We start from the raw sequence: 23,984 nt of genomic DNA, 5'->3' as shown, positions 1-23,984 counted from the left end.
CTCAGCCGGGAACGACCAGACCGGATTCATAGGCGAGGACGACCGCTTGAGCCCGGTCGCGCAGGCCGAGCTTGGAAAAGACTTTGGACACATGCGTTTTCACGGTCTGCTCGGCCACGAACAGTTCGCTCGCGATCTCGGTGTTGGACAGGCCCTTGGCCACCAGTTCGAGCACTTCGCGTTCGCGCGGCGTCAGCGTCGACAGGGCGGGCGAGGGTGCGGTGCGCACGGTGTTGCGCCGCCGGGTCACGTCCGCGATCAAGCGGCGGGTGATCGTCGGTGCGAGCAGGGCTTGTCCGTCGGCGACCACCCGCACCGCGCGCACCAGTTCCTCAGCGGGCGCATCCTTGAGCAGGAATCCGCTGGCGCCCAGGCTCAGTGCCTCGTACACGTAGTCGTCGATGTCGAAGGTCGTGAGCATGAGGACCCGCACGGGCGGGTCGAAACCGGCCGCGAGGATGGCGCGGGCGGCGTCGAGCCCGTTCATCTCGGGCATGCGCACATCCATCAGCACCACGTCGGGGCGAAGTCGTTTGGCTTCGGCGACCGCCACTTTGCCGTCGGGGGCGTCACCGACGACGCTGATGTCGGGTTGGGCGCCGAGCAGGGCGCCGAAGCCCTGCCGGACCATCGCCTGGTCGTCGGCGATCAAGACGGTAATAGCCACGCGACCACCTTACGGGGTCGGCAGTGTCACCGAGACCTCGAATCCGCCGGTCGCCGTGGGTCCGGCGAGCAGCTGCCCGCCGACCGCCGCCACCCTGGTACGCATGCCGTCGATGCCGTGCCCACCGCCGGTGCTCTTGCTCGCCACACCGGTGGCGGGGTCGTTGTGGACGGTCACCGTCACCAGCCCGGGCCGCACGCCGATCGCGACGCGCACGGGCGCACCGGGTGCGTGCCGCGCGCAGTTGGCCATCGACTCCTGGACAACGCGGTACACGACCAGCCCGGTGGTCTCGGGCACCGCCGACAGGTCACCGTCGACGGTCCACTCCACGGGCAGACCGGCACGCGCGGCCGACTCGCACAGCGCGGGTACGTCGGCGGCGCGCGGCTGCGGTGCGTGTTCGGGCAGCTGCCCGTCGCTGCGCAGCACCCCGAGCATGCCACGGATCTCGTTGAGCGCGGTGCGCGCGGTGGCGCCGATGGATTCGAATTCCGCCGCGGCGGCCGGGTGCAGATCGGTGATCCGGTAGGGCGCGGTCTGAGCCTGCACCACCACCATCGACATGTGGTGGGCCACCACATCGTGCAGGTCGCGGGCGATGCGTGCCTTCTCCTCGAGGATGGCCCGGCGCGCGCGTTCCATCTCGGTCACCTCGGCCTGTTCCTCGAGTTTGGCCCGCGAGGCGCCGAGGGTCTGCAGCAGGTAGCCGAGCAGCGCGAGCGCACCGAACCCGACCGGCCACCCCCACAGCGGACCGTCGGCCGAACCGGGCATGGTCGTGGCGAACAGCATCGATTGCCCGGCCCACGCGACGACGACCACGGGCAGCGGCGCGCGCAACGCCACCGCGAACAGCAGGACGAACAGCACGATGACATGCACCACCTGGAACGGCAGGTCGCTGTCGGCGGTCGGCGAGATCACCAGCGAGATGAGCAGCGCCGACCCCGCGGAGACGGCCCAGCCGAGGGCGGGATTGAGCCGGACGAGCAGGAGCGGGAACACCGCGAGCCCCGAGATCAGCGGTGCGACAGCGGCGGGCACCTGATGGGTGACGAACAGCGTGGGCCACGCGATGCTGTACAGAATGAGCGCTACCAGCACGGTTGCCAGGTCGAACCAGGTGGTCGCGTCGATCCGGCGCACGGTGGTACGCAGTTGTCCGGTCATGGTCCTGAGCCTAGGAAACAGGCTGCCGACCCACCTCATACCCACGAACCAACTGCGACCCCCTACCCTGGTGTGACCCCGGCGCCGGGACACCACCCGCGCGCCTCGTGAAACCGGTCCACAGCGGGATGCCCGCCGTACGACCCGCTCCTTACTGTCGGAGGCCATGAAAACCCCGCTTCGCCCGGCACCCGCCGCTCGCCGTGCCCGTGCCACAGGTTCCGCGTCGCCCGCCGACACCACCACTCCCCATCGCCGCCGCAGCGGCATCGCGCTGTGCACCGCCGGGCTCGCGATGGCCTCCGCGGTCGTCATGTCGGCGCCGGGTGCGATGGGCACCACCCCGGGCAGCGGGGTCGAGAACGCGGCCGCAACCGCCGTGGTGCGCTCCCTCACCGACGACGACCCGGACGTGCCAGCGCTGATCCCCCGCGATTTCGGTTTCAAGTTCGGGTACGACCCGGCCGAGCAGGACGGCATGTTGGTGAACCCGAACGGCGGGTGCTCCTCTCCGGTGACGTTGCCGGGCGAGTTCGAGGCCGCCTGCAAGGCCCACGACCTGGGCTACGACATGCTGCGCTACGCCGAACGGGTCGACGAGCCGCTCGGCCCGTGGGCACGGCGCTCGGTGGACGCGGCGCTGAACCGGCGCATCCACGCCGCCTGTGAGCTGCGCGACGACGAGTTCTCTCGCGCGCGCTGCGGGGTGATGGCCGATATCGCCTTCACCGCCGTCGACGTGAACTCGCGCAGGCAGGACTACGCCGCACCGGTGGTGGAGAACGTCTTCGCCGAGACCGACCCCGCCGACCGGCCCAACCTGTGGCCGCTGGCGCGCACGGTGCTGGGGTTGTTCGCGGTGACAGCGGCCTGCGCGGTGATCATCGACGCGCTGCGCAAACGTCGCCGCGCGATCTGAGCGCATTGCCGATTTCTAGAACTTGTTCTAGCTTTCACGCATGACTCTGGTGATCGACGAGACGGTCGAGATCGATGCCCCCGCCGCGAAAGTCTGGCAGGTGCTCACCGATTTCGCACACTACGGCGAGTGGAATACCTTCTGCTACGAGGCCGCGAGCACCCTGGTGCCCGGCGAGCCGATCGACATGATGGTGAATCTCGGCGGCAACAAGCGCGCCCAGCGCGAGTGGATCCGCACCCACACGCCGGGCGTCGAGTTCAGCTACACGATGAAGCCGGTGCCGCTGGGCGCGCTGCACAGCCTGCGCTCGCACACCGTGGTCCCGCTCGGCGAGGACCGCTGCCGCTACGAATCGCGCTTCACGCTTGCCGGCTGGCTCAGCCCCGTGGTCACCCTGGCGCTCGGCAAGCACCTGCGGGCCGGGTTCAACGCCATGACGGCCGGGGTCGCCGCTCGCGCCGTCTCGTAACGTCGCCCGCGCGCGGGATTCGGCGCGATGACCGCCCTGCCGCGAATCGACCTCGCTGTCCTCGTCTACGAAAAGCGGGGCCCGTCAAGGATTCTCATCCTCGACGAGCCCCGCTCGGTACGAACTCTCAGACCGCGCCCGGGGTGGGCAGCGGGCCACGGGCCGCCTCGTAGGCCGCACCGACCCGGTACAGCCGGTCGTCGGCCAGGGCGGGCGCCATGATCTGCAGACCCACCGGCAGGTTGTCGTCGGCCGAGAGCCCCGACGGCACCGACATACCGGGGTGCCCGGCGAGGTTGGTCGGCAGGGTGCACAGGTCCGACAGGTACATGGCGAGCGGGTCGCCGACCTTCTCGCCCAGCTTCCACGGGGTGAACGGGCTCGTCGGCGAGACGAGCACGTCGACCTGCTCGTAGGCGGCGTCGAAGTCGCGCGCGATCATGGTGCGCACCTTCAGAGCCTGGCCGTAGTAGGCGTCGTAGTAGCCGGCCGACAGCGCGTAGGTGCCGATGATGATGCGGCGCTTGACCTCCGGGCCGAAACCGGCCTCACGGGTCAGCGACATCACCTGGTCGGCGCTGTGGCTGCCGTCGTCACCGACGCGCAGGCCGTAGCGCATGGCATCGAAGCGCGCCAGGTTCGACGACACCTCCGACGGCATCACCAGGTAGTACGAGGACAGCGCGTACTCGAAGCTCGGGCACGACACCTCGATCACCTCGGCGCCGAGCTCCTTCAGCACCGCGACGGCGGCGTCGAAGGAGGCGATCACACCGGGTTGGTAACTGTCGGAGTGCAATTCGCGCACCACACCGACCCGCACACCGGTCAGGTCACCGTTGGCGCCTTGGCGCGCGGCCTCGACCACGGGGGCGACCGGGACCTTGCGCGAGGTGGAGTCGCGCGGGTCGTGCCCGGCGATCACCTCGTGCAGCAGCGCGGTGTCGAGCACGGTGCGACCGCACGGGCCACCCTGGTCGAGCGACGACGCGCACGCGACGAGGCCGTACCGCGACACGGTGCCGTACGTGGGCTTGACGCCGACGGTCGCGGTGACCGCGGCGGGCTGACGGATCGACCCACCGGTATCGGTGCCGATGGCCAACGGCGCCTGGAACGAGGCCAGCGCGGCCGCCGAACCACCGCCGGAACCGCCCGGGATGCGGGTGGTGTCCCACGGGTTGCGGGTGGGGCCGTACGCGGAGTTCTCGGTGGACGAGCCCATGGCGAACTCGTCCATGTTGGTCTTGCCGAGAATCGGGATGCCTGCGGCGCGCAACCGGGTGGTGACGGTGGCGTCATAGGGCGACATCCACCCCTCGAGCACCTTCGACGCACACGTGGTCGGCATATCGGTGGTGGTGAAAACGTCCTTGAGCGCCAACGGAACTCCCGCCAGCGGCGAGGCGGGCTGCTCCCCCGCGGCGATCGCGGCGTCGACCACGGCGGCCGCGGCCAGCGCCTGCTCGCTCGCGACGTGCAGGAAGGCGTTGAGCTCGCCGTCGACCTTGCCGATGCGGTCCAGGTGCGCCTGAGTCACCTCGGTGGAGGACACCTCGCCGCCGTGGATCTTGCTCGCCAGCTCGGCCGCCGACAGCGTGGTCAACTCGCTCATTCGCCCTCTCCCAGAATCTGCGGGACCAGGAAACGCTGTTCTTCCACGGCGGGCGCCTGGTCCAGCGCCTGCTCGGGGGTGAGACCGGGCACGACCACATCGGGCCTGGTCACATTGGTCGTCGGGTTCGGCGATGCGGTGGCGGGGACGTCGGCGGCGACCTCGGAGATGGTCCTGACATGGCTGAGGATCGAATCGAGCTGACCGGCGAACTGGTCGAGTTCGGCGTCGGTCAACGCCAGCCGGGACAGCCGGGCGAGGTGAGCGACCTCGTCGCGGGAGATTGCGGGCACCGCGGGACCCCTTTCGGCTTCGGGTGGGAAGAACTTCCGGTACAGCCTAACGAGGTGGGCGAACAGCCCCGGACGCACCCGCCTCGCACGAAAGTTCGCCCTCCTCGCCGCGATGGGGTCATACTCGAGTCGAGATCCCCCGGTTGGGGGTGTAAGTATTGCTTCACCGGGTATTCGTCTCGAACAGCCTCGGCCGTCAAGGAAAGGAACGCACGTGTCATACCTGCTCCGCGTGCAACTTCCGGATCGACCGGGAAGCCTCGGTTCCCTCGCATTGGCACTCGGCGGAGTGGGCGCGGACATCCTCTCGCTCGACGTCGTCGAGCGCGGCGCGGGATTCGCCATCGACGATCTGGTCGTCGAAGTGCCCACCGGCGCACTGCCCGACACCCTCATCACCGCCGCGGAATCCGTGCGCGATGTGAGTGTCGACTCCATCCGCCCGTACTCCGGCGTCCTCGACACCCACCGCGAACTCGAGCTGATCGATCAGGTCGCCGGCGCGCGCGACGACCGCATGCAGGTCCTCGTCGACGGGGTGCCACGGGTATTACGTGCGGGCTGGTCGACCATCATCGCGCTCGGCCCCTCGGGCGCCTACCGGGTGGTCGGCAGCCCGAGCGCCCCTGAGACACAAGCGGGTTCGGCTCCGTGGATGCCCATCGAGAAGCCGATGGGGCTCGACGGCGAAGCCGAATGGGTGCCACAGATCTGGCGCGACATGGACACCAAGCTCGCGGCCGCACCGCTCGGCGGGTCCGGTAAGGCACTGCTGCTCGGCCGCCCGGGCGGCCCCGATTTCCGCCCGTCCGAGGTCGCGCGGCTCGGCTACCTCGCGGGCATCGTGGCGACCGTGCTCAACTGAGCGCCAACCGCATCACGAACAGGGGCAATCCGTCCTCGGTGCTCCAATTACGTTCGGGCACAGCGACGAAGCCCAGACGCTCGTAGATGCGATGCGCGTCGACCATGGTGGACATGGTCGTCAGCGCCACCGCCTCGTAGCCGCCCGCCTTCGCCTCTTCGATCACGGTGCGCACCAACGCCGTTCCCACCCCGAGGCCACGTGCCCGCTTCGACACCGCAAGCATCCGGAACTCGAGTTCGCCGGGTCGGGCGATCTCGGCGTAGGGACTGCCGGGTTCGGCGATGGTGAGCGAACCGACGACCTGCCCTTCGTGCAGGGCTACGAGCACCTGTGCGTGCGCGGCCCGGTGCGCCGCGTCACCCAGTTCCCGCGTGTAGTCGTTGTCGGCGGGCACATACCCGTCGCCGACGTACACGTCGACGGTCAGGGCGGAGATGGCGTCGTATTCGTCGGGCTGCGCGGTCCGGATCTGCGGACCGCTCACTGTTGCGTGGTTGTTGCCGTGCATTCCCGCATGATCGCACCCGGGCGGCTGTGAGCTTCGACGCACCCGTCCCGGCTACCGGGACCGTCTCAGCTACCGAGATACGGGCGCAGTCCCGGATGCTGCGCGGACCAGCGGTCGGGATTGCGCGGTGAGTAGACCACGTCGAGCTGGTCGCCGATCGACGGCCACTGCGCCGCGTCCCACGCGAACCGCCCGTACACGACCTTCGCGAGCACCGACGGGCCCGTGATGGTTCCGGTGATGGTCACATAGTGCTCGCCGGTCATGGCGGGCAACGGGCTCACCCCGGTCACCGACAGCGATCCGTGCTCGAGCTGAACTCCCCCACCGCCGCCACGCCTGCTCAGAAGGGCGCCGATCATGACCACGAGCATCGTCACCATGGCCGCCGCCATCACCACTTCGAGCATGACCCCATGGTAGGCCGACTACAGACCGACGAGTTCGCTGACGCCTTGCGTCCGCCGCACCTGCCACACCGCCGTCCTGGTGCGCTGGGAACGGCCGTTGTTGCGGTCGATGAGCGCGCGATTCGCGGTGGTGTAGATCAGCTGGGCGCCGCGGGCGTTGGTCTCCGGGTTCTGGAACAGCTGCACCAGGCGGTCGGTCTCCTCCACCGGCAGGCCCGCACCGAGATCGTCGACGGCGAGGACACCGCCGGTGTCGAGCGCCTCGAGCATGGCGGGCAGCACCCGCAGCAGCGCGCGGGTCGCGGTCGATTCGTCGGCCAGGTCGAACGCGATGTCGATGCCTTCGTGCACCAGGCTCAGGCCGGGGCCGCGCCGGTCGACCATGCGGCGGTACAGGGTGTCGCGGGCGGCACGCAGCGTGCTCAGCTCCCGTTCCACCAGCACCGCATCGGCGCCGCCCTGGTCCAGTTGCGCTGTGAGCGAGGCGATTCCGGCGTCCATGTCGCGCAGGTAGTCGGCGTACATCGGGTCGTGCTCGGCGATCAGCAGATCCTCGATGCCCAGATCGGCTGTGCGCAACAGCATCAGCAGGCGCGCGGCGTTGTCGGGCGAACGGGAGATGTGGCTGCCGAGGTCGTACGCCAGCGCCTCCACACCGATATCACCCTGCTGCACTTGCAGATTCGCCGCGAACCAACGGTAGGCGGGTACCAGGGCCTCCGCGTACAGCTGACCGGCCAGGCTCAGCAGCAACGCGTTCGGCCGCAGCAACGGCACCAGTGCCGTCACCCCGTACCGGGCCGCCTCGAACATCGGACCGATCTTGACCTGATCCCCGTTGCGCTCGAACACGATTCGCTTCCGCGAACGAGGATGGGTGTAGAGCCACTCGGCGATCACATCGGCGCTGTCGAGGCGGAAGCCGTAGGTATACGGCACACCCTCCGCCACGAAACCGGTCACGAATTCGGTCGGCCGGTCGGCGAATCCGAGATGCGGTCGACGTACCGGACCCGCGTACGGATCCCAGCCGTTCACCGAATTCAACACGGCATCACGCATCTGCGCGAGCGCGTCGACCACACTGGTCTTGCCCGACGCCGCGACGCCGTACACCGCCGTCACCGGCACCGCGAGCGGTCCACCGGCCCCCTTGGTCAGCCGCAATTGCTGCGCCTCGGCCAAAGACCCATGATTGGCCACCTGAAAACTCCGCAACAAGTGCTCTTCCGCCTCTCCGTGACTTTTGGCCAGACTAAGGGGCGGGGGTCGTTGGGGACGCGGCAGGCGGGGAGTCGGTGGGCGAGTTAGCCCGTCCCCGGGGAGTTACCCATGTGCTCACCTGCTTCTCGGGGGACTGAGGCCGGGCTCAGGTGCGGTGGGAATTGTGTTGGCGGCCAGACGGTGTAGCAGGTCGACGTCGCACGTTCCCGGTGAGTTAGCCATGTTCCGGCCTGCGGCTCGGCGAAGGTGGGTCGGGCTCACCTGTTGTGCTCGATTCGGGCCGGAAATGGTTGGGTATGACTGTGCGCAGGTAGTGGCCGGTGAGGCTGTCGGGGTTGGTGGCGATTTGGGCGGGGGTGCCGGTGGCGGTGATGCGGCCGCCGTGGATGCCGCCGCCGGGGCCGAGGTCGATGACGTAGTCGGCGTTGGCGATCATGTCGAGGTCGTGCTCGATGAACAGGACGGTGGCGCCGTTGTCGATCAGGCGTTGCAGCACGCCGAGCAGGACGCGGACATCGAGAGGGTGTAGGCCGATGCTCGGTTCGTCCAGGACGAAGACGGTGTCGTGCTGGTCGCGGCCGAGTTCGGTGGCGAGTTTGAGCCGCTGCGCCTCGCCGCCGGACAGGGACGGTGTGGCCTCGCCGAGGGTGAGGTAGCCCAGGCCGAGGTCGAGCAGGGTCTGTAGGCGGGCGCTCACCTTCTTCAGATCACCGGTGTGTTCGATGGCCTCGGTGACGGTGCAGGCCAGCAGCTGCGGCAGGCTCAGGCCTTCGTGGGTGTCGTCGCCGTGCGGTGACCGCCGGATGGTGTCGGCTGCCGGGGCGTAGCGGGAGCCGTCGCAATCGGGGCAGATGATGTCGACGTCGGGAAGGAACTGGACGTCGAGTTCGATCTGGCCGGTGCCTTCACAGGTCGGGCAGCGCAGGCTGCCGGTGTTGTAGGAGAAGTCGCCCGCGCGCAGACCGCGCTCCTTCGCGTCGGCCGTGGCCGCGTAGGCGCGGCGCAGGTCGTCGAGGACGCCGCTGTAGGTGGCGACCGTGGAGCGGATATTGATGCCGATGGGTGCGGCATCGACAACGTCGACGCGGGTGATATCTTCCGCAGCGATCTCCCGAATGTGCTGCGGGAGAGGCATATTCGCAGCACTCGCGCGCAGTGCCGGGACGAGGCTTTCCAGCACGAGGGTGGTCTTGCCGGAGCCGGAGGCACCCGTGACAGCGGTGAGCCTTCCGCGTGGGATGTCCAGGTCGAGGGCGTGGACGGTGTGCAGTGGCGCGGTGCGCAGATGGATGCGGCCCGCCTCGAACAAGTCGGCCGTGTCGGTTCGGGGGCGGACGCGAATGTCCTCGCGGCCATCGATGAAACCGGCGATGAGGGATGCCTTGTTGTCGACGATACGGTCGAGGGGACCTTCGGCGATGACCGTGCCGCCGTCACGTCCCGAGCCGGGTCCGATCTCGATGAGCCAGTCGGCGGCCCGCAGGATCTGCACATCGTGGTCGACCACGATCACCGAGTTGCCGTCGGTCAGCAGGCTGCGCACGACCGCGAGCAGGCCGTCGACATTGGCTGGGTGCAGTCCGATCGAGGGTTCGTCGAGGACGTAGAGCACGCCGGTGGTGCGGTTGCGTACCGCCCGCGAGAGCGCCACACGCTGACGCTCCCCGGTGGACAGCGTGGACGAGGCACGGTCGAGGGAGAGGTAGCCCAACCCTAGGTCGACGAGCCGCGAAGCCGTCGCGACCATCTGGGCGACGATGTCCTCGGCCATCGGTGCCATCGGCTTCGGCACGTTCGCCGGAATCGTGCGCACCCAGGCGGTGATGTCGTCGAGGGTCTTGCTCGTGGCCTCGGCGATGTCGATGCCCTCGACCAGGGTGGATCGGGCCTGCGGGTTCAGCCGGGTGCCCGCGCAGTCCGGGCAGGTCTGCACGGTCAGGAACCTGTCGACACGGTCGAGTCCCTTCTTGGTGGTTGCCTTCTTCAACGCCTCCTCGACGGCCTGGCGGGCATTGCGATAGGAGGCGTCGAGATCGAACAGCTTGCCGTTCTTGGCCGGATACAGGATGCGTCGTTTCACCGGCGGACCCTCGAAGACGATCCGGCGTTCCTTCTTCGTCAGTGCCGAGAACGGCACGTCGGTGCGCACACCGAGTTCGGCGGCGACCTTCGGCACGGCCGCCAGCCCGAACATCGACCACGGCAGCACCGCACCCTCATCGATGCTGCGGGACGGGTCGGGGACGAGGGCGTCGTCGTCGACCTCCCGCACGGTGCCGGTGCCCGCACACCGCGGGCACGCGCCTTCGCTGTTGAACGCGAAGGACTCCGCGCTCGGCGGCCCGAACACCGCACCGCAGACGGGGCAGGTCAACGGCCGGTCGAGCGCCACATCCATCGTCGGCTCGAGGCGGTGCCCGTTCGGGCAGCGGTGGTGGCCGAGCCGGGAGAAGATCAGGCGAAGACTGTTCAGCAATTCGGTCGACGTTCCGAAAGTGCTACGTACACCCGGGATTCCGGGTCGCTGACGCAATGCGAGCGCGGCGGGTACGTGCTCGACACTGTCCACGGCCGCGTGCGCCGCCTGGGTGAGACGGCGCCGAGTGTAGGTCGACAGAGCCTCCAGGTACCGCCGGGAACCCTCGGCGTACAACACCCCGAGTGCGAGCGAGGACTTGCCCGACCCCGAGACCCCGGCCACCGCCACCAGCCTCCCGAGCGGCACCGACACGTCGATGTTCTTGAGGTTGTGCACGTGCGCGCCGCGCACCTCGATCGCATCGGGTGCTGGGGTAGAGCCTGCGGTCCCGCTCGCTTGCTTGCCCACTGCTTCGTCCCTTCGACGCGACAGTCGATGCCCGGATCCGGCCGGCGGCTTCCGTGTTCGTTGCGGTCGACCAGCCATGCTGCAACCGGGGCAGGCAGGCCTCCGTCAGACACCAGCGGACCTGCGTGCACCGACGGTAACAGTCGCCATCGGCACCCTTCGGCAGCTCGCCATCGCTGTGTCTCGACCACCACGTGGGGCTGGATGGGAGTTCCCCGTGGTGACCAAGTGTCCAGGTTTGCGATCGTGTGCATGTCGCGCGCGGGGATGCGGGTCTGGCGTAGTCTGGCCGAAAATCGGTGAGAGGCGGAGCTGCAGTGATGATTCGTGGGCTGGTTGTTGCGGCGTTGGGAGCCGGGGCCGTGGTTCCGGTGCTGATGGTCGGTGCGCCGACCGCGGCGGCCGATCCCTGTCCGGACGGAACCGCACGGGTGTTCCTGGGGAACTCGACGAACAGCTGCCAGGGGGCCGGGACCGTCAGCTACACCGAGGCGCCGGTGTCGAAGGTGTGCTCGATGACCGGTAGCGACGTCGTCGTCGACATCGAGGGCAACTCGAAGAAGACGCACCGGCACGTGGAACTCACCAACGGCCAGTGCGCCCAGTTCGACATCCACACCCAGATGGCGAACACGGTCACCGTCACCCCGAGCTGAGCGGAGCGACCGCCGCTACTCGGCGTCCTCCTCGACCGGCGGCGTGACGGCTTCCGGACCTTGCTCCAGCAGCAACCGGAAACCGTCCTCGTCGAGAATCGTGACACCGAGTTCTTCGGCCTTGGCTGCCTTGGAACCAGGGGAATCGCCGATCACCACGAACGCGGTCTTCTTCGACACCGAGCTCGCCGCCTTGCCGCCGCGGACCAGGATCGCCTCCTTGGCACCGTCGCGGGTGAAGGTCTGCAGCGAGCCGGTCACCACGATCGACAAGCCCTCGAGGGTACGTTCGATGGAGGCGTCGCGCTCGTCCTCCATGCGCACACCGGCGGCCCGCCACTTGTCGACGATGGCGCGATGCCAGTCGACGGTGAACCACTCCCCCACGGCCGCGGCGATCGTCGGGCCCACACCGTCGGTCGACGAAAGTTCTTCCACCGTCGCGGATTCGATGCGTTCGAGGCTGCCGAACTCGGCGGCCAGCGCGCGGGCGGCGGTCGGGCCGACGTGCCGGATGGACAACGCGACCAGCACCCGCCACAGCGGACGGTCCTTCACCGCCTGCAGATTCTCCAGCAGCCGCCTGCCGTTGGCGGACAAGCCGCCTTCCTTGTTGGTGAACAGCGGAACCGACAGCAGTTTCTGCTCGTCGAGATCGAACAGGTCACCTTCGTCGGTGATGGCGCCGGAGCGCAGCAACGCGTCGGCCGCCTTGTCGCCCAGCGCCTCGATGTCGAAGGCGCCGCGCCCGGCGAGATGGAACACCCGCTCGCGCAGCTGGGCGGGGCAGAACTGCTGATTGGGACAGCGGATGTCGGCGTCGCCCTCTTTGGCGGGCGCCAGTTCGGTGCCGCAATTGGGACAGTGCGTGGGCATCACGAACTCGCGTTCGTCGCCGGTGCGGGCGTCGACCACCGGACCGAGCACCTCGGGGATCACGTCACCGGCTTTGCGGATGGTGACGGTGTCACCGATCAGCACACCCTTGCGTTTCACCTCCGAGGCGTTGTGCAGGGTGGCCATCGCGACCGTCGATCCCGCGATGGTGACGGGTTCCATCACGGCGAACGGGGTGACGCGCCCGGTACGGCCGACGTTCACCTCGATGTTCAGCAGCGTGGTGGTCGCCTCTTCCGGCGGGTACTTGTAGGCGATGGCCCAGCGGGGAGCCCGGGAGGTGGAGCCGAGCCGCCGCTGCAACGCCATCTCGTCGACCTTGATGACCTGCCCGTCGAGCTCGTGCTCGATGTCGTGGCGGTGCTCACCCCAGTAGGCGACCCGTTCGATCACCGCGTCCACGCCCTGCACCAGCCGGGTGTGCTCCGACACCGGCAGTCCCCACGCGGCGAGCGCCTGATAGGCCTCATGCATGGAGGTGGGGCGATAGCCCTCGATACGACCGAAGCCGTGGCAGATCATCCGCAGCCTGCGCTGGGCGGTGATCGCGGGGTTCTTCTGGCGCAGCGAGCCGGCGGCGGTATTGCGCGGGTTGGCGTAGGGCGGTTTGCCTTCGGCCACGATCTGGGCGTTGAGCGTCTGGAAGTCCTCGAGCCGGAAGTACACCTCGCCACGCACCTCGAGCAGTTCCGGGATCGGGAACTGCTCGGTGGCGGTGAGTTCGGTGGGGATGTCGTCGATGGTGCGGGCGTTGAGGGTGACGTCCTCACCGGTTCGCCCGTCGCCACGGGTGGCGGCGCGCACCAGTTTCCCGTTCTCGTACACCAGGTTCAGGGCCACACCGTCGATCTTCACCTCGCACAGGAAGTGCAGGTCGGGACCGGTTTCAGCTTCCACGCGGGCGGCCCAGGCGCGCAGCTCGTCGAAGTCGAACACATTGTCCAGCGACAGCATGCGCTCGAGATGGTCGACCGCGGTGAACTCGGTGGCGAAACCGCCGCCGACCAGCTGGGTCGGCGAATCGGGTGTGCGCAGATCGGGATGCGCCTCTTCCATCGCCTGCAGTTCACGCAGGAGCGCGTCGAACTCGCCGTCGGTGATGATCGGCGAGTCCCGCACGTAGTAGCGGAACTGGTGCTCACGCACCTCGTCGGCCAACTGCTGCCACCGCACCCGCTGCTCGGGGGTGGCACCTTCGGCACTCACGGAAACCGCGCTGTCGCTCTCACTCACACCCAGCACATTAGTGGAGGCCACCGACACTTTCGGCGACCGTCCGGGCCCGTCGCCGACCCGGCTTCTAAGGACGTTCAACCCCGGGACACCGAAGCGCCTGCCTGGTTACGGCACCGGACAGGCGGCCGCTACTCGACGTTCAACGACTCCGGTTCCTCGGCGAAGGCACGCGCCACCTCGGTACTGAGCGCGAGTGCGCGCCGGGACCATTCGAGGGAGGCGCCGGCCAGCCCACAGGCGGGGGTCACCAGGATCTGGGTGGCCAGGATCGTGCGAGGGAAGCCGAGCCGGTCGACCAGGCGGACGGCGGGTTCGGCGATCTCCCGCCAGGTGATCGGCGCCGCCGGCGCCTCGGCCGGGGCGAGGCCGAGGGCGATCTTCTTGCCCCGATCGACGATGTCGCCGAGGGGGTCGAGGTCGGGGGTGGTGATGGTCGCGGCGTCGAAGGAGATGCCGGCGGCGGCGGTGCGGCCGATGGTTGCCAGGGCGGGACGAGATGCGCAGGTGTGCAACAGGACCGGCGCGTTCTGGACCTCGATCACGGTGTCGAGAATGCGCACGGCGTCGGGTTCGGGAAGCGCGCGAATGGTGTTGAGGATGCTCGGCCCCTGCAACGAACCTTCGAGCACCGTGGTGAGCTGCGGTTCGTCGAGCTGGATGACGACCTGGGCCCCCAGCCTTTTGCGCAGCTCGTCCGCGTGCCGCGCCAAACCTTCGGCGAGGGATTCCGAAAGATCGCGCATCGCACCGGGATCGGTGAGAATCCGATGCCCGCCGGGCAGTTCCACTTCGGCGGCCAGGGTGAGCGGTCCCGCCGACTGCAGCTTCACGACACGGCCGGTTCCGACCAAACCCGCTGTCTCCCAGGCTTCTTCGATCGCATCGAGATCGAACTGGAGCAGGTCACGTGCCCGGCGTGACACCGAGCCCGGGCGGGCGGCCAGCCGGTAACCGCGCGTGGTGGAGTCGAAGCGCAGATCCACCAGCAGCGCCGACACCCGGCCGATCATGTCGGCGCCGATTCCGCGCTGCGGCAGTTCGACCAGGTGCGCGAGGTCGGGCAGTTCACCGATGATCGTCGCGGCAGCTTCCCTCGGGTCGGTGCCCGGCCACGATCCGATGCCCGTGGCGATGCCGCCGACGAGCAGGTCCGCGGGCGCACTCTCCTCGGAGTCCTTGCTTCGCGACAATGTCACGTGCACAACACCTTTCGTGTCGTCGAACGGCGCGCTCCTCAGGCGGAAGCGTCGGTGATCCCCGCCTCGACCCCGGCGCGATCGGTGCCGTTGATGGTGCCGCTGCCGACCACGGTGTCGCCACCCTCGGCATCGGGCAGGTAGAGCACGATGGCCTGCCCCTTCGCTACGCCGCTGAGCGGTTCACGCAGCCGCGCGACCAGCCCCTCACCCACCGGTTCGACCACGGCAGGCGCGGTGCCGCCGTGGGCACGCACCTGCACCACACACTCGACCGGTTCGGTCGGGCGCACGCCGGAGGTCCAGATGGCGCGGTCGGCGGTGATGACGTCGACCTGCAGGTCTTCCACCGAACCGACCTTCACCGTGCCGGAATCGGGGTCGATCCCGGTGACATAGCGAGGCTTGCCGTCGGCGGCGGTGTGGCTCAGGCCGAGGCCCTTGCGCTGACCGACGGTGAACCCGTGCACACCCTCGTGGGTGCCGAGCACGGTGCCGTCGGAATCGACGAGCGCACCGGGGCGGATGCCGATCTTGGCGCCGAGGAACGCCCGCGTGTCGCCGGAGGGGATGAAGCAGATGTCGTGGCTGTCGGGCTTGTTCGCCACCGCGAGACCCCGCTCGGCCGCTTCCTCGCGGATGCGTGGCTTGGGGGTGTCGCCGACCGGGAACATGGCGCGCGAGAGCTGCTCGGCGGTGAGCACCGCGAGCACATAGGACTGGTCCTTGTCGGCGTCGACCGCGCGGCGCAGCACACCGTCTTCGAGGCGGGCGTAGTGCCCGGTGACCACGGCGTCGAAGCCGAGGGCCTGCGCGCGGTCGGCCAGCGCGGAGAACTTGATCTTCTCGTTGCAGCGCAGGCACGGGTTCGGGGTCTCGCCCGCGGCGTAGGCGGCGACGAAGTCGTCGATCACGTCTTCTTTGAAGCGGTCGGCGAAATCCCACACGTAGAACGGAATGCCGAGCACATCGGCGGCGCGGCGGGCGTCACCGGCGTCTTCCTTGGAGCAGCAGCCACGCGAACCGGTGCGCAAGGTGCCCGGCGATGCCGACAGCGCCAGGTGCACCCCGACCACCTCGTGACCGGCGTCCACGGCCCGCGCCGCGGCCACCGCCGAATCGACTCCACCACTCATGGCGGCAAGTACTCGCATCAGGCACCTCCTCTAGCGCCGGCCAGACCCGCGGCCCTGGCCCTTTCGATGACCTGCGGCAGCACGGTCAGCAATGTGTCGATATCGGATTCGGTCGAAGTGTGGCCCAGCGAGAACCGCAGCGAACTGCGCGCCTGCCACGGCTCGACACCCATGGCGATCAGGACGTGGCTCGGCGAGGCCACCCCCGCGTTGCACGCCGAGCCGGTCGAGCATTCGATACCGGCGGCGTCGAGCAGCATCAGCAGGGAGTCGCCCTCGCAACCAGGGAAGGTGAAGTGGGCGTTGCCGGGGAGCCTGCGCTCGTCGGCGGGGCCGTTGAGCACGGCGTCGGGTTCCAGCGCGAGCAGACCGGCGATCAGCTTGTCGCGCAACGCTTTCAAGCTTTGTGTCGACTCAGCGGAGGCGGCGCGCAGGGCGGCGGCGAAGCCGACGGCGGCCGCCACGTCGGAGGTTCCCGAGCGCAGGTCGCGCTCGTGCCCGCCACCGTGGATCAGCGGCACACAGGGCACCTGCCGACCGAGCAGCAACACACCGATACCGTGCGGACCGCCGACCTTGTGCCCCGCGACGCTCAACGCGGCCAGCCCGCTCGCCCCGAAATCGACCGGAACCTGGGTCACCGCCTGGATCGCGTCGCTGTGCATCGGAATGTCGAATTCCTGTGCCACGGCAGCCAATTCGGCGACCGGCTGGACGGTGCCGACCTCGTTGTTGGCCCACATCACGCTCACCAGCGCCACTTCGTCACCGTGCGCCTCGAGCACTTCGCGCAGCACGTGCGGCGACACCACACCCTCACCGTCGACAGGCAACCAGCTCACCTGCGCGCCCTCGTGCTGCTCGAGCCACTCCACCGCGTCCAGCACCGCGTGATGCTCGACGGAGCTCACCACCAGCCGGGTCCGGCGCGGATCAGCCGCTCGCCGCCCCCAGAAAATCCCCTTGATCGCGAGATTGTCGCTCTCGGTCCCCCCGGAGGTGAAGATCACCTCCGACGGCCGCGCCCCCAGCTCCGCCGCGATCGACTCCCGCGCCTCCTCGAGCGTCCGCCGCGCCGCCCGCCCCGACCCGTGCAGCGAAGAGGCGTTCCCCACCGCCCCCAGGGCAGCAGTCATCGCCTCGACAGCGGCAGGCAACATCGGAGTGGTCGCCGCATGATCGAGGTAGACCGTCTTGGGCGCACCCGAATAAGCCGACTTCATGACCGACAAAGCCTACACCCCCGCTGACCTGGTCATCTTCGGGGTCCACCCCTGCTTTCTACGATTTTTCTACGATTTACCCAGGATTTCCAACACGTGTATCACCTACTTTCATTCCCGAATCGGCGAAGATCGGGCCGGTGAGACGGCCGAGAAAGCTAGAGCGAAGGCGCCGAGCTGACGGCCGCAGAGCGCCGCCGACCCGGCAGAGATGAACGCGAGATTCCGCGCGCGTGCAGATGCCGTTGGACCGCAGACAGCCGCCTGCGTACATCCGCCCGCAGGGCCGTCACCGCGCGGCGGCCGACAACGTCCGCTAGCTGCGCCGCTACCGTGACAAACCCCATATTCCGCAGCCCGGGTGCCGGGGGCGCCGTTGCCCGTGCCCGGGGCGGCGCGAGAACGCCGGCAGACCGTCGCCGCTGACCTCTCGGTACTCGATGTCGGCGACGAGTACCGGTTGAACCCACCACGCAATACGCACGCCCGGTGCCGGTGGTGGGTCGTCGAGTGGGCTGGTGTCGCGGCGGATCTCGTCGATCCTCGCGCGCATGCCGCGGCGGGTGGCCGCGGTGAATCCGGTGCCGACTCCGCCGATGCAACGTAGGCGTCCGTCGATGCCGAGCAGGTCGAACACGATGTAGTTGAAGCGGACCTGCTCGATCAACGCCGGGGCGGGGCGCTGGACGTGCATACGCTGCTGCAGCCGGGAGAACGACGGGGCACCGCGGTCGTCGAGGGCGACGAGTTCGCCGTCGAGCAGGATGGTGCGCCCCTCGGTGATCTCGGCCAGGGCAGTGACGATCTCGGGGTAGGAGCCGGTGAGGTCACGTAAGTTGCGGCTCCACAAGCTGATCCCGGCCGGGGTGCTGGGACCGTGAACCCCACAAGATCAGAGCCTATGCCCGCCCGGCAAGGGTTCCGCTCACGTGGCCGACGTTCGACGCGTCACCGGTGCATCGACCCTGCGCGAGACCGGCGAAGCCACCGCCGTGCCCGCTGGTGGTGCGCCGGCGGCCGCGTGAGGACGGCGACGATCAGCCGATGACGTCGAAGATGTTGAGCTGCAGGCAGTTCGAGAAGGCCTGCGACTCGACGAGACGCAGTTTCGTGGCGTCCTACCGCAGGATCGTGGTTTCACCCCAGTTGGTAACCAGATCGTCGTCGGTGAGTGTGGTCGACACGACGTACTCGGGCATCTCCTTGTATTCCGCGAAGTCCGCCATGTCGGGCCACACCGGGCTGAATGCCTCGTAGCTGACCCGACCCGTCAGGATCGCGCTGGCCTCCTGCTGTTCACGGCCTTTGATCTCGAAGGCCTCCGGACGAAGTCGATGTTTTGGAAGGTCCACCCGGAGTTGCGGTAGCCCGGCTCACCGCGTTGGGGCGCACAATCGTGGGAGATTCACAGCCATCGCGCATCGGCTGACGATGCCAGCTCCCGCGCTCGCGGGTACTGCGCCTTTCCGGCGTCGTTGCGTGGGACCTTCGGCACCGTCGTCATCACGCGCGGGAGCTTGTACCCGGCCAGCGAGGTGCGTAGGGAGGCACGGAGTTCGTCGAGAGTCAACTGGTGTCCCGGTCGCAATTCGACGACCGCGGCGACAGCGTTGCCGAAGCGTTCGTCCGGCACGCCGACGACGATGCAGTCGTACACCGCCGCAACGGCTTTGATCGCCGCCTCGACTTCCTCGACGTAGACCTTTTCGCCGCCGGTGTTGACGCAGTTCGAGCCGCGGCCGAGGAGGGTGACGCGGGCACCGGGCTCGATGCGGACGCGATCGCCGGGGACGACGTAGCGGATGCCGTTGACGGTCTTGAAGGTTTCGGCCGTCTTGACGGGGTCGTTGTAGTAGCCGAGGGGGATGCGGCCGGCGCGGGCCAGTTGGCCGATGGCGCCGACGTCGGCGGTGAGATCGAGGAGATGGCCGTTGTCGTCGAGGACGACGGAATCCGGGCCGAGGGCGACGCGGGGGCCGTCCTGTCGAACATTCTCGCGGGACTGCGCCGCTGTGCCCTGGAATCCGGTTTCGGTCGCCCCGATCGAGTCGGTGAATACGGTGTTCGGGAAATTTTCGAGCCACCTGTTCTTGACCTCGGGGCTGAATACCGCGGCGCTGCTCGCCACCACGACGAGGCTGGAACCACTGCCGAGACCGTTCGCCGTGCGTCGCTGATATTCCTCGATCAGCGGTCGGGCCATGGCGTCGCCGGTGAGGAACAGGAATTGGACGCGCTCACGATCGATGACGTCCCAGGTGGTCGCGGGGTCGAATTTGGGTTCGAGAATTGTCAGATCGCCGACGAACAGGTGCCGGAGAAGCCCGGTCTGGGCGCCGCCGTGCATGAGGGGGCTCAGCGGGAATTTCACCATTCGGCGAGCTTTCGCGGCCGCCTCGGACTGGTCGAATTCGCCCAGGAGCGTACCGGTTTCGAAATCGGTCCCACCGCCGAAAACCCGCCAATAGTCCTCGTGGCGCCACATCACGCCTTTCGGGAACCCGGTTGTTCCGCCCGTGTAGATGATATGGATGTCGTCGCCGCTACGTGGCCCGAAGTCACGCGTCCCCGGCTGTCCCTCGATCCCCTCCGCATAGGTGAGGCCGCCGAAACCCGACAGGTCCGATTCGTCGTCGGGAGCCATGGGATCGACCAGCGCCACACACGTATGAATCCTCGGATGCCGGGGTACACAGCGCGCGAGCACCGATGCGTAGGTGCGGTCGTGCAGCACCGCGACCGCGTCGGAATTCTCGAACAGGTAATCGAGTTCCCCCTCGACGTAGCGATAATTCACATTGATCGAAACAGCGCGCACCTTCAATGTCGCCAGCAAGGCGACCACATGCTCGATGCTGTTCTTCGCATACAGCGCCACATGATCCCCGGGCCCGATCCCCCGCCCGGCGAGAAAATGCGCGAGCCGATTCGCGGCGACGTCGAGCTCGCGGAACGTGAGCGCTCGCTCCCCCACCTTCACCGCCGGAAGATCGGGCACCGCGTCCACTGCGTGCTCGAACAGATCTGCGATGTTCAGTGCCACGGTTCTCTCCTCATCCGATGCGGTTGTCTCAGCCTTCGACGCAGACCAGCAGCTCGTGCACGCCGTAAACCAACATGTCAGTCCGCAGCGGTACCTGCTCGGGTGGGACCGCGAGCGTCAGGGTCGGGAACCGCGCGAACAGTCGCGTCAGCCCGATCTCGAGTTCGGTTCTCGCCAAGTATTGGCCGATGCATTTATGTGCGCCGACCCCGAAGGAAATGTGGTTCACCGGTGGACGATCGAGGAGCAATCTGTCGGCGTCGTCGAGCAATGCGGGGTCGCGGTTCACCACCGGGACCGAGATCATCACCGATTGGCCCGCCGCAACGGTCACCTCCCCCAGGCGAACAGATTCACTTGCCGCGCGGACCGGGCCCATATGGGCCACCGACAGATAGCGCAGGAGTTCGTCCACAGCCGCTGCGGCGGACACCTCCCCGGCACGGAATCGTCGCAGCTGATCCGGAGCCGACAACAACGCGAACGTGCTGAGTGCCAGCATGTTCGCGGTCGTTTCGAATCCGGCGAGCAGGAGTACCTGACTGATCTGGAACAGTTCTTCGTCGTCGATCTCGGGATCACGAGCAAGGTCGGCGATCAGCCCACTCGACGGCGAGGTGCGGGTATGCCTGATGGCGTCGAGCAGAATCTCGCGCAGCTCGAGAATGGTCGCGATCATCGAGTCGCCCGACGCCGACAGATCGAACAATACGGAGGCCAGCCGTGCGATATCCCCGCTGAGTCGATCGGGAACCCCGAGCAGTTCGCAGATCAGGCGCAACGAAACCGGCATCGCGAACACGGCAAGCAGATCGGCTTCACCGGCGGAATCGAGCACCTCGGCCATTGTCGTGATCTGTTCGTCGACGATGTCGACGGCCCGCGGCGCGAACTCCGCGATCCGCCCCGCCGAGAAGTACCCCGCGAGGAGCCGTCGGTACCGCGCATGGGAATCGCCGTCAAGACAGTTGAACATGCCCGGGGGTGTGCCGTATTCGCGCAGGATCGGCGGAAGTTCCCGAATCGGCGCTTCGGTCAACTTCCGGTCGGTGCTGAATCGGGAGTCTCTGAGGACGCTGCGCGCGATCCGGTAGTCGGTGACCAACCAGCCTTCGGCACCGCTGGCGAATCTGAGCGGGCTCACCGCAGGCAGTCCACGCAAGCCGTCGGGTGGATCGAATGGACAGGTCCGCTCGGTCGGAATCGGAGACGCCGCGGGGTACGACGCCGCCGCGCCCACTTCTGGTGTCATGTCACCGTCACCCGCGCCAGGAGATCGGGAGCGCACGGAGATGCCAGATGGCTGATTCCTCGTCCCAGTCCAGGTCGTCGATATCGACCGCGAGGCGCAGGCCGCTGAATCGCTCGAGCAGAACACGGAACGCCGTGTCGAGCTCGACCCTGGCGACTTTGTTCCCCAGGCAGTAATGCGCCGCGTAACCGAGTGTTTGATGTTGGCGCTCGTCGCGGCCGAGCCGCAGTTCCTCCGGATTGTCGAAGACAGCCGGGTCCCGATTCGCGGCACCGGGCGCCGGAACGACGTAATCACCCGGTTGCAGGTGCCTTCCGGCGATCTCGACAGGCTCGCGCACGAGCCACGGAATTCCTTCGCCGCCTGCCACCGAGGTGAGCCGCAAGAGCTCATCGATGATGTCGGGGATCCGCGCCGGTTCGTGACGCACCCGCTCGACGAGTTCTTCTTCGACAAGCAGTCTGGCCAGCGACTTGGCCAGCATGTTGGCTGTCGTCTCGAACCCACCCATGACCATCGCGTAGGTCAGAACCACCACTTCGTAGGTGGAAAGGGCAGTGTGCGAGACGACCCGGGAGATGAAGTCCGAGCCGGTATTCCGCTGGCGTTCGTTGACGAGCTCGATGATGTAGACACCCAACCGGGTGCTCGCCTCGGTCGCGGTCCCGGCGTCTCCGCTGTGCCCACCAGCGAGGATCGCGCCGACCATCTCGATGACGAATTCCTCGTCGGTGCCTGGTATCCCGAGGATTTGGCACAGCACACGGATGGAGTACGGCCTGGCGAAATCCCGGACGAAATCGCACCCGTCGCCACGCTCACGCATGGAGTCGACGAGTTCGTTCGCGGTTCGCAGGGCGATGTCCTCGACCTGAGAGATCATCGTGCGATCGAGGACCCTGGTGGCGGCCTGCCGCAGCGCGGCGTGTGTTTTGTCCTTCTGGCACCCGATGGCGCCCGCGAGCATCAATCCGGCGGTCAGGCGGGGCGCTTCCTCGGTATCGATACCCTGGCGGGTGAACTCGGGGCGGCTGTAGATCGCCCGGTTGTCGTCGTAGCCGGTGATGATCCAGGATTCCGGGCCGTGGGGAAGCTGGACCTTCCGTGCACGCTCCCCCTGTGCCAGCATCTCCCGCAGCACTGGATCCAAGCCGAGTGATCGGCATGCCGCAGAGGGGAATTGGGTGATCTCTTCGTCTTTCAGCACGACTGGGACACCTTCCAGGTGATCGGGACGCGGGTCGCTCCGCCGGACAGCTCGTGGCTCAGCGGTTCGAGCTCTTCGAACGGCACAGCGAACCGCAGTTCCGGTAAGCGCCCGAGCAGCATCGCGAACGCCGTCTCCATTTCGCAGCGGGCCAGCGCGGCACCGACGCAGTAGTGCGTTCCCGCTCCGAACGACAGATGCGACGTGGCGGGGCGGGCGGGGCAGAAGTCACCCGGATCAGCGAAGACCGATGGATCGAGGTTTCCCGCCTCGATGTCCATGACCACCAGGTCGCCGCGCCGGATCGTGCACCCGCCCAGCTCGAAATCGGCTGTCGCATAGCGCGGTACACCTGCGACGCGACCCTGCACCGGATGCGGCAACCGCAGGATCTCTTCGACCACCCGTGCCCGCGCGGCACGGTCGCCGACGACTATCTCGGCCTGGAATTCCGGGTGGCGAAGCAGATGGACGATGCCACGGTCGATCAGTGTCACTGTGTTGATCTGTCCGGCGAAGCGCAAGCCGGTCGCCAATCCGATGACGAGGTCGACATTTTCCAGGGCAGGGTGGTCGACCCGCAGACGAATGATGTCGCTGATGACATCGTCGCCGAGGTCGGCTTCCTTCTTCGCGACCAGCTGACGCATGTAATCCTTCAGCTGCTGGTCGGCCGGAGCGGAGATCTCGGGTTCGGCGAGATTGGCCGCCGATTGGGACAACTCCTGAATCAGCTGGTGGTCTTCGTCCGGGACGCCGATCAGGCTGGAGATCACCTGCGAGGAGAGCGGTCCAGCGAAGTCCCGTCGTAGTTCGGCGGGCGGTCCGGCGGCGATCATCGCGTCGATCAACGACGTCGTGATCGCCTCGACCTTGGCTTCGATCGCGTGCATGCGGCGCTTGGAGAACGCATGCGCGACGGTACGCCGGATAAGGTCGTCCGGCGGCGGCGGAGCGTTCGGATCGAGGTGCTTGAACCGGATGATCTCGGCGTGGGTGAACCGGGCCGGACATTCGACATCCACCGGCGGGAACCTGTTGAGTCGGCCGTCGGACAGCAGACGACGGATCGTCTGATAGTCCTTCACCACCCAGCTGGGATCTCCCGCCGGTGATGTACCGAGCTCTACGACACTAGGACTCATCAGCTGCCACTCCCTTC

General features: G+C 67.8%; 22 protein-coding genes. 4 read left to right on the top strand and 18 right to left on the bottom strand.

Annotated elements, in window-relative coordinates; genetic code table 11:
- Nucleotide 1 precedes the first annotated feature (1 nt).
- Nucleotides 2-667 carry a response regulator transcription factor gene (locus tag AB0F86_RS00360; RefSeq protein ID WP_067493235.1) on the bottom strand — a complete coding sequence of 222 codons (666 nt, stop codon included), beginning with the start codon at nucleotides 665-667 and terminating at the stop codon, nucleotides 2-4.
- Nucleotides 668-676: 9 nt separating this feature from the next.
- Entirely contained in the window at nucleotides 677-1,840 is a 1,164-nt protein-coding gene (locus tag AB0F86_RS00355; RefSeq protein WP_356986363.1) for a histidine kinase, read from the bottom strand.
- 166 nt (nucleotides 1,841-2,006) lie between these two features.
- On the opposite strand from AB0F86_RS00355, the gene AB0F86_RS00350 reads away from it, so the two are divergent.
- Both AB0F86_RS00350 and AB0F86_RS00345 read left to right on the top strand, forming a co-directional pair.
- Complete coding sequence (locus tag AB0F86_RS00350; protein WP_356986365.1) at nucleotides 2,007-2,759, top strand: hypothetical protein; 753 nt, start codon at nucleotides 2,007-2,009, stop codon at nucleotides 2,757-2,759.
- Nucleotides 2,760-2,799: 40 nt separating this feature from the next.
- Nucleotides 2,800-3,231: an SRPBCC domain-containing protein gene (locus AB0F86_RS00345; protein ID WP_356986366.1), complete on the top strand. Its 432-nt coding sequence runs from the start codon at nucleotides 2,800-2,802 to the stop codon at nucleotides 3,229-3,231.
- A 127-nt stretch (nucleotides 3,232-3,358) separates the two neighbouring features.
- On the opposite strand, the gene gatA is transcribed toward AB0F86_RS00345, so the two are convergent.
- Entirely contained in the window at nucleotides 3,359-4,846 is a 1,488-nt protein-coding gene (gene gatA, locus AB0F86_RS00340) for an Asp-tRNA(Asn)/Glu-tRNA(Gln) amidotransferase subunit GatA (RefSeq protein WP_067493227.1), read from the bottom strand.
- Nucleotides 4,843-5,139 (bottom strand): Asp-tRNA(Asn)/Glu-tRNA(Gln) amidotransferase subunit GatC, encoded by a 297-nt coding sequence (gene gatC / locus AB0F86_RS00335; RefSeq protein ID WP_067493225.1) that lies wholly within the window; start codon nucleotides 5,137-5,139, stop codon nucleotides 4,843-4,845. Before gatC ends, gatA begins: the two co-directional genes overlap by 4 nt.
- 214 nt (nucleotides 5,140-5,353) lie before the next feature.
- Between gatC and AB0F86_RS00330 the strand changes: the two genes are divergently transcribed.
- Nucleotides 5,354-6,004: an amino acid-binding protein gene (locus AB0F86_RS00330; protein ID WP_181698526.1), complete on the top strand. Its 651-nt coding sequence runs from the start codon at nucleotides 5,354-5,356 to the stop codon at nucleotides 6,002-6,004.
- Here the strand turns inward: AB0F86_RS00330 and AB0F86_RS00325 are convergent.
- From AB0F86_RS00325 to AB0F86_RS00310, 4 genes are all read right to left on the bottom strand, one after another.
- Nucleotides 5,997-6,515 carry a GNAT family N-acetyltransferase gene (locus AB0F86_RS00325; RefSeq protein ID WP_356986368.1) on the bottom strand — a complete coding sequence of 173 codons (519 nt, stop codon included), beginning with the start codon at nucleotides 6,513-6,515 and terminating at the stop codon, nucleotides 5,997-5,999. The two genes, AB0F86_RS00330 and AB0F86_RS00325, sit on opposite strands and share 8 nt — an antisense overlap.
- A gap of 65 nt (nucleotides 6,516-6,580) precedes the next feature.
- Complete coding sequence (locus tag AB0F86_RS00320; RefSeq protein WP_356986370.1) at nucleotides 6,581-6,925, bottom strand: hypothetical protein; 345 nt, start codon at nucleotides 6,923-6,925, stop codon at nucleotides 6,581-6,583.
- 18 nt (nucleotides 6,926-6,943) lie between these two features.
- The gene (locus AB0F86_RS00315; RefSeq protein WP_356986372.1) at nucleotides 6,944-8,128 is read right to left on the bottom strand and encodes an ATP-binding protein; all 1,185 of its coding nucleotides are present in this window, start codon (nucleotides 8,126-8,128) and stop codon (nucleotides 6,944-6,946) included.
- Nucleotides 8,129-8,363: 235 nt separating this feature from the next.
- Nucleotides 8,364-10,976, bottom strand: coding sequence for an excinuclease ABC subunit UvrA (locus tag AB0F86_RS00310; protein ID WP_356986373.1), 2,613 nt, complete (start codon nucleotides 10,974-10,976; stop codon nucleotides 8,364-8,366).
- Nucleotides 10,977-11,293: 317 nt separating this feature from the next.
- On the opposite strand from AB0F86_RS00310, the gene AB0F86_RS00305 reads away from it, so the two are divergent.
- The gene (locus AB0F86_RS00305) at nucleotides 11,294-11,632 is read left to right on the top strand and encodes a hypothetical protein (protein WP_181698522.1); all 339 of its coding nucleotides are present in this window, start codon (nucleotides 11,294-11,296) and stop codon (nucleotides 11,630-11,632) included.
- A 15-nt stretch (nucleotides 11,633-11,647) separates the two neighbouring features.
- Here the strand turns inward: AB0F86_RS00305 and ligA are convergent, their stop codons facing one another.
- The 10 genes from ligA to AB0F86_RS00255 form a co-directional block, all read right to left on the bottom strand.
- Nucleotides 11,648-13,735 (bottom strand): NAD-dependent DNA ligase LigA, encoded by a 2,088-nt coding sequence (gene ligA / locus AB0F86_RS00300; protein ID WP_225279251.1) that lies wholly within the window; start codon nucleotides 13,733-13,735, stop codon nucleotides 11,648-11,650.
- Nucleotides 13,736-13,893: 158 nt separating this feature from the next.
- On the bottom strand, nucleotides 13,894-14,961 hold the full coding sequence (locus AB0F86_RS00295) for a methionine synthase (RefSeq protein WP_356986374.1): 1,068 nt from the start codon (nucleotides 14,959-14,961) through the stop codon (nucleotides 13,894-13,896).
- Nucleotides 14,962-14,999: 38 nt separating this feature from the next.
- Nucleotides 15,000-16,115 carry a tRNA 2-thiouridine(34) synthase MnmA gene (gene mnmA, locus AB0F86_RS00290; RefSeq protein ID WP_356986376.1) on the bottom strand — a complete coding sequence of 372 codons (1,116 nt, stop codon included), beginning with the start codon at nucleotides 16,113-16,115 and terminating at the stop codon, nucleotides 15,000-15,002.
- Complete coding sequence (locus AB0F86_RS00285; RefSeq protein WP_356986377.1) at nucleotides 16,115-17,320, bottom strand: cysteine desulfurase family protein; 1,206 nt, start codon at nucleotides 17,318-17,320, stop codon at nucleotides 16,115-16,117. The genes mnmA and AB0F86_RS00285 overlap by 1 nt, the downstream gene beginning before the upstream one ends.
- Before the next feature lie 328 nt (nucleotides 17,321-17,648).
- Nucleotides 17,649-18,170, bottom strand: a complete 522-nt coding sequence (locus tag AB0F86_RS00280; RefSeq protein ID WP_356986379.1) for a hypothetical protein — start codon at nucleotides 18,168-18,170, stop codon at nucleotides 17,649-17,651.
- A 268-nt stretch (nucleotides 18,171-18,438) separates the two neighbouring features.
- Nucleotides 18,439-18,672 (bottom strand): hypothetical protein, encoded by a 234-nt coding sequence (locus AB0F86_RS00275; protein ID WP_356986381.1) that lies wholly within the window; start codon nucleotides 18,670-18,672, stop codon nucleotides 18,439-18,441.
- 53 nt (nucleotides 18,673-18,725) lie between these two features.
- On the bottom strand, nucleotides 18,726-20,363 hold the full coding sequence (locus AB0F86_RS00270; RefSeq protein ID WP_225279104.1) for an acyl-CoA synthetase: 1,638 nt from the start codon (nucleotides 20,361-20,363) through the stop codon (nucleotides 18,726-18,728).
- 28 nt (nucleotides 20,364-20,391) lie between these two features.
- Complete coding sequence (locus AB0F86_RS00265; protein ID WP_181698517.1) at nucleotides 20,392-21,507, bottom strand: cytochrome P450; 1,116 nt, start codon at nucleotides 21,505-21,507, stop codon at nucleotides 20,392-20,394.
- A 115-nt stretch (nucleotides 21,508-21,622) separates the two neighbouring features.
- Entirely contained in the window at nucleotides 21,623-22,822 is a 1,200-nt protein-coding gene (locus tag AB0F86_RS00260; RefSeq protein ID WP_225279103.1) for a cytochrome P450, read from the bottom strand.
- The gene (locus AB0F86_RS00255; RefSeq protein WP_356986385.1) at nucleotides 22,816-23,967 is read right to left on the bottom strand and encodes a cytochrome P450; all 1,152 of its coding nucleotides are present in this window, start codon (nucleotides 23,965-23,967) and stop codon (nucleotides 22,816-22,818) included. Before AB0F86_RS00255 ends, AB0F86_RS00260 begins: the two co-directional genes overlap by 7 nt.
- Nucleotides 23,968-23,984: the final 17 nt, after the last annotated feature.

The sequence above is a fragment of the Nocardia sp. NPDC023733 genome (assembly GCF_040639775.1).
Lineage (GTDB): Bacteria > Actinomycetota > Actinomycetes > Mycobacteriales > Mycobacteriaceae > Nocardia > Nocardia rosealba.
The sequence above is the reverse complement of the archived record's forward strand: the minus strand, read 5'-3'. Positions and strand labels throughout refer to the sequence as shown.

Bases quoted from the DNA above. Each gene is read 5' to 3' on its own strand.
- AB0F86_RS00355 (WP_356986363.1), bottom strand. From the start codon at position 1,840: ATGACCGGACAACTGCGTACCACCGTGCGCCGGATCGACGCGACCACC.
- AB0F86_RS00350 (WP_356986365.1), top strand. From the start codon at position 2,007: ATGAAAACCCCGCTTCGCCCGGCACCCGCCGCTCGCCGTGCCCGTGCC.
- AB0F86_RS00345 (WP_356986366.1), top strand. From the start codon at position 2,800: ATGACTCTGGTGATCGACGAGACGGTCGAGATCGATGCCCCCGCCGCG.
- gatA (WP_067493227.1), bottom strand. From the start codon at position 4,846: ATGAGCGAGTTGACCACGCTGTCGGCGGCCGAGCTGGCGAGCAAGATC.
- AB0F86_RS00325 (WP_356986368.1), bottom strand. From the start codon at position 6,515: ATGCACGGCAACAACCACGCAACAGTGAGCGGTCCGCAGATCCGGACC.
- AB0F86_RS00320 (WP_356986370.1), bottom strand. From the start codon at position 6,925: ATGCTCGAAGTGGTGATGGCGGCGGCCATGGTGACGATGCTCGTGGTC.
- mnmA (WP_356986376.1), bottom strand. From the start codon at position 16,115: ATGCGAGTACTTGCCGCCATGAGTGGTGGAGTCGATTCGGCGGTGGCC.
- AB0F86_RS00285 (WP_356986377.1), bottom strand. From the start codon at position 17,320: ATGAAGTCGGCTTATTCGGGTGCGCCCAAGACGGTCTACCTCGATCAT.
- AB0F86_RS00255 (WP_356986385.1), bottom strand. From the start codon at position 23,967: ATGAGTCCTAGTGTCGTAGAGCTCGGTACATCACCGGCGGGAGATCCC.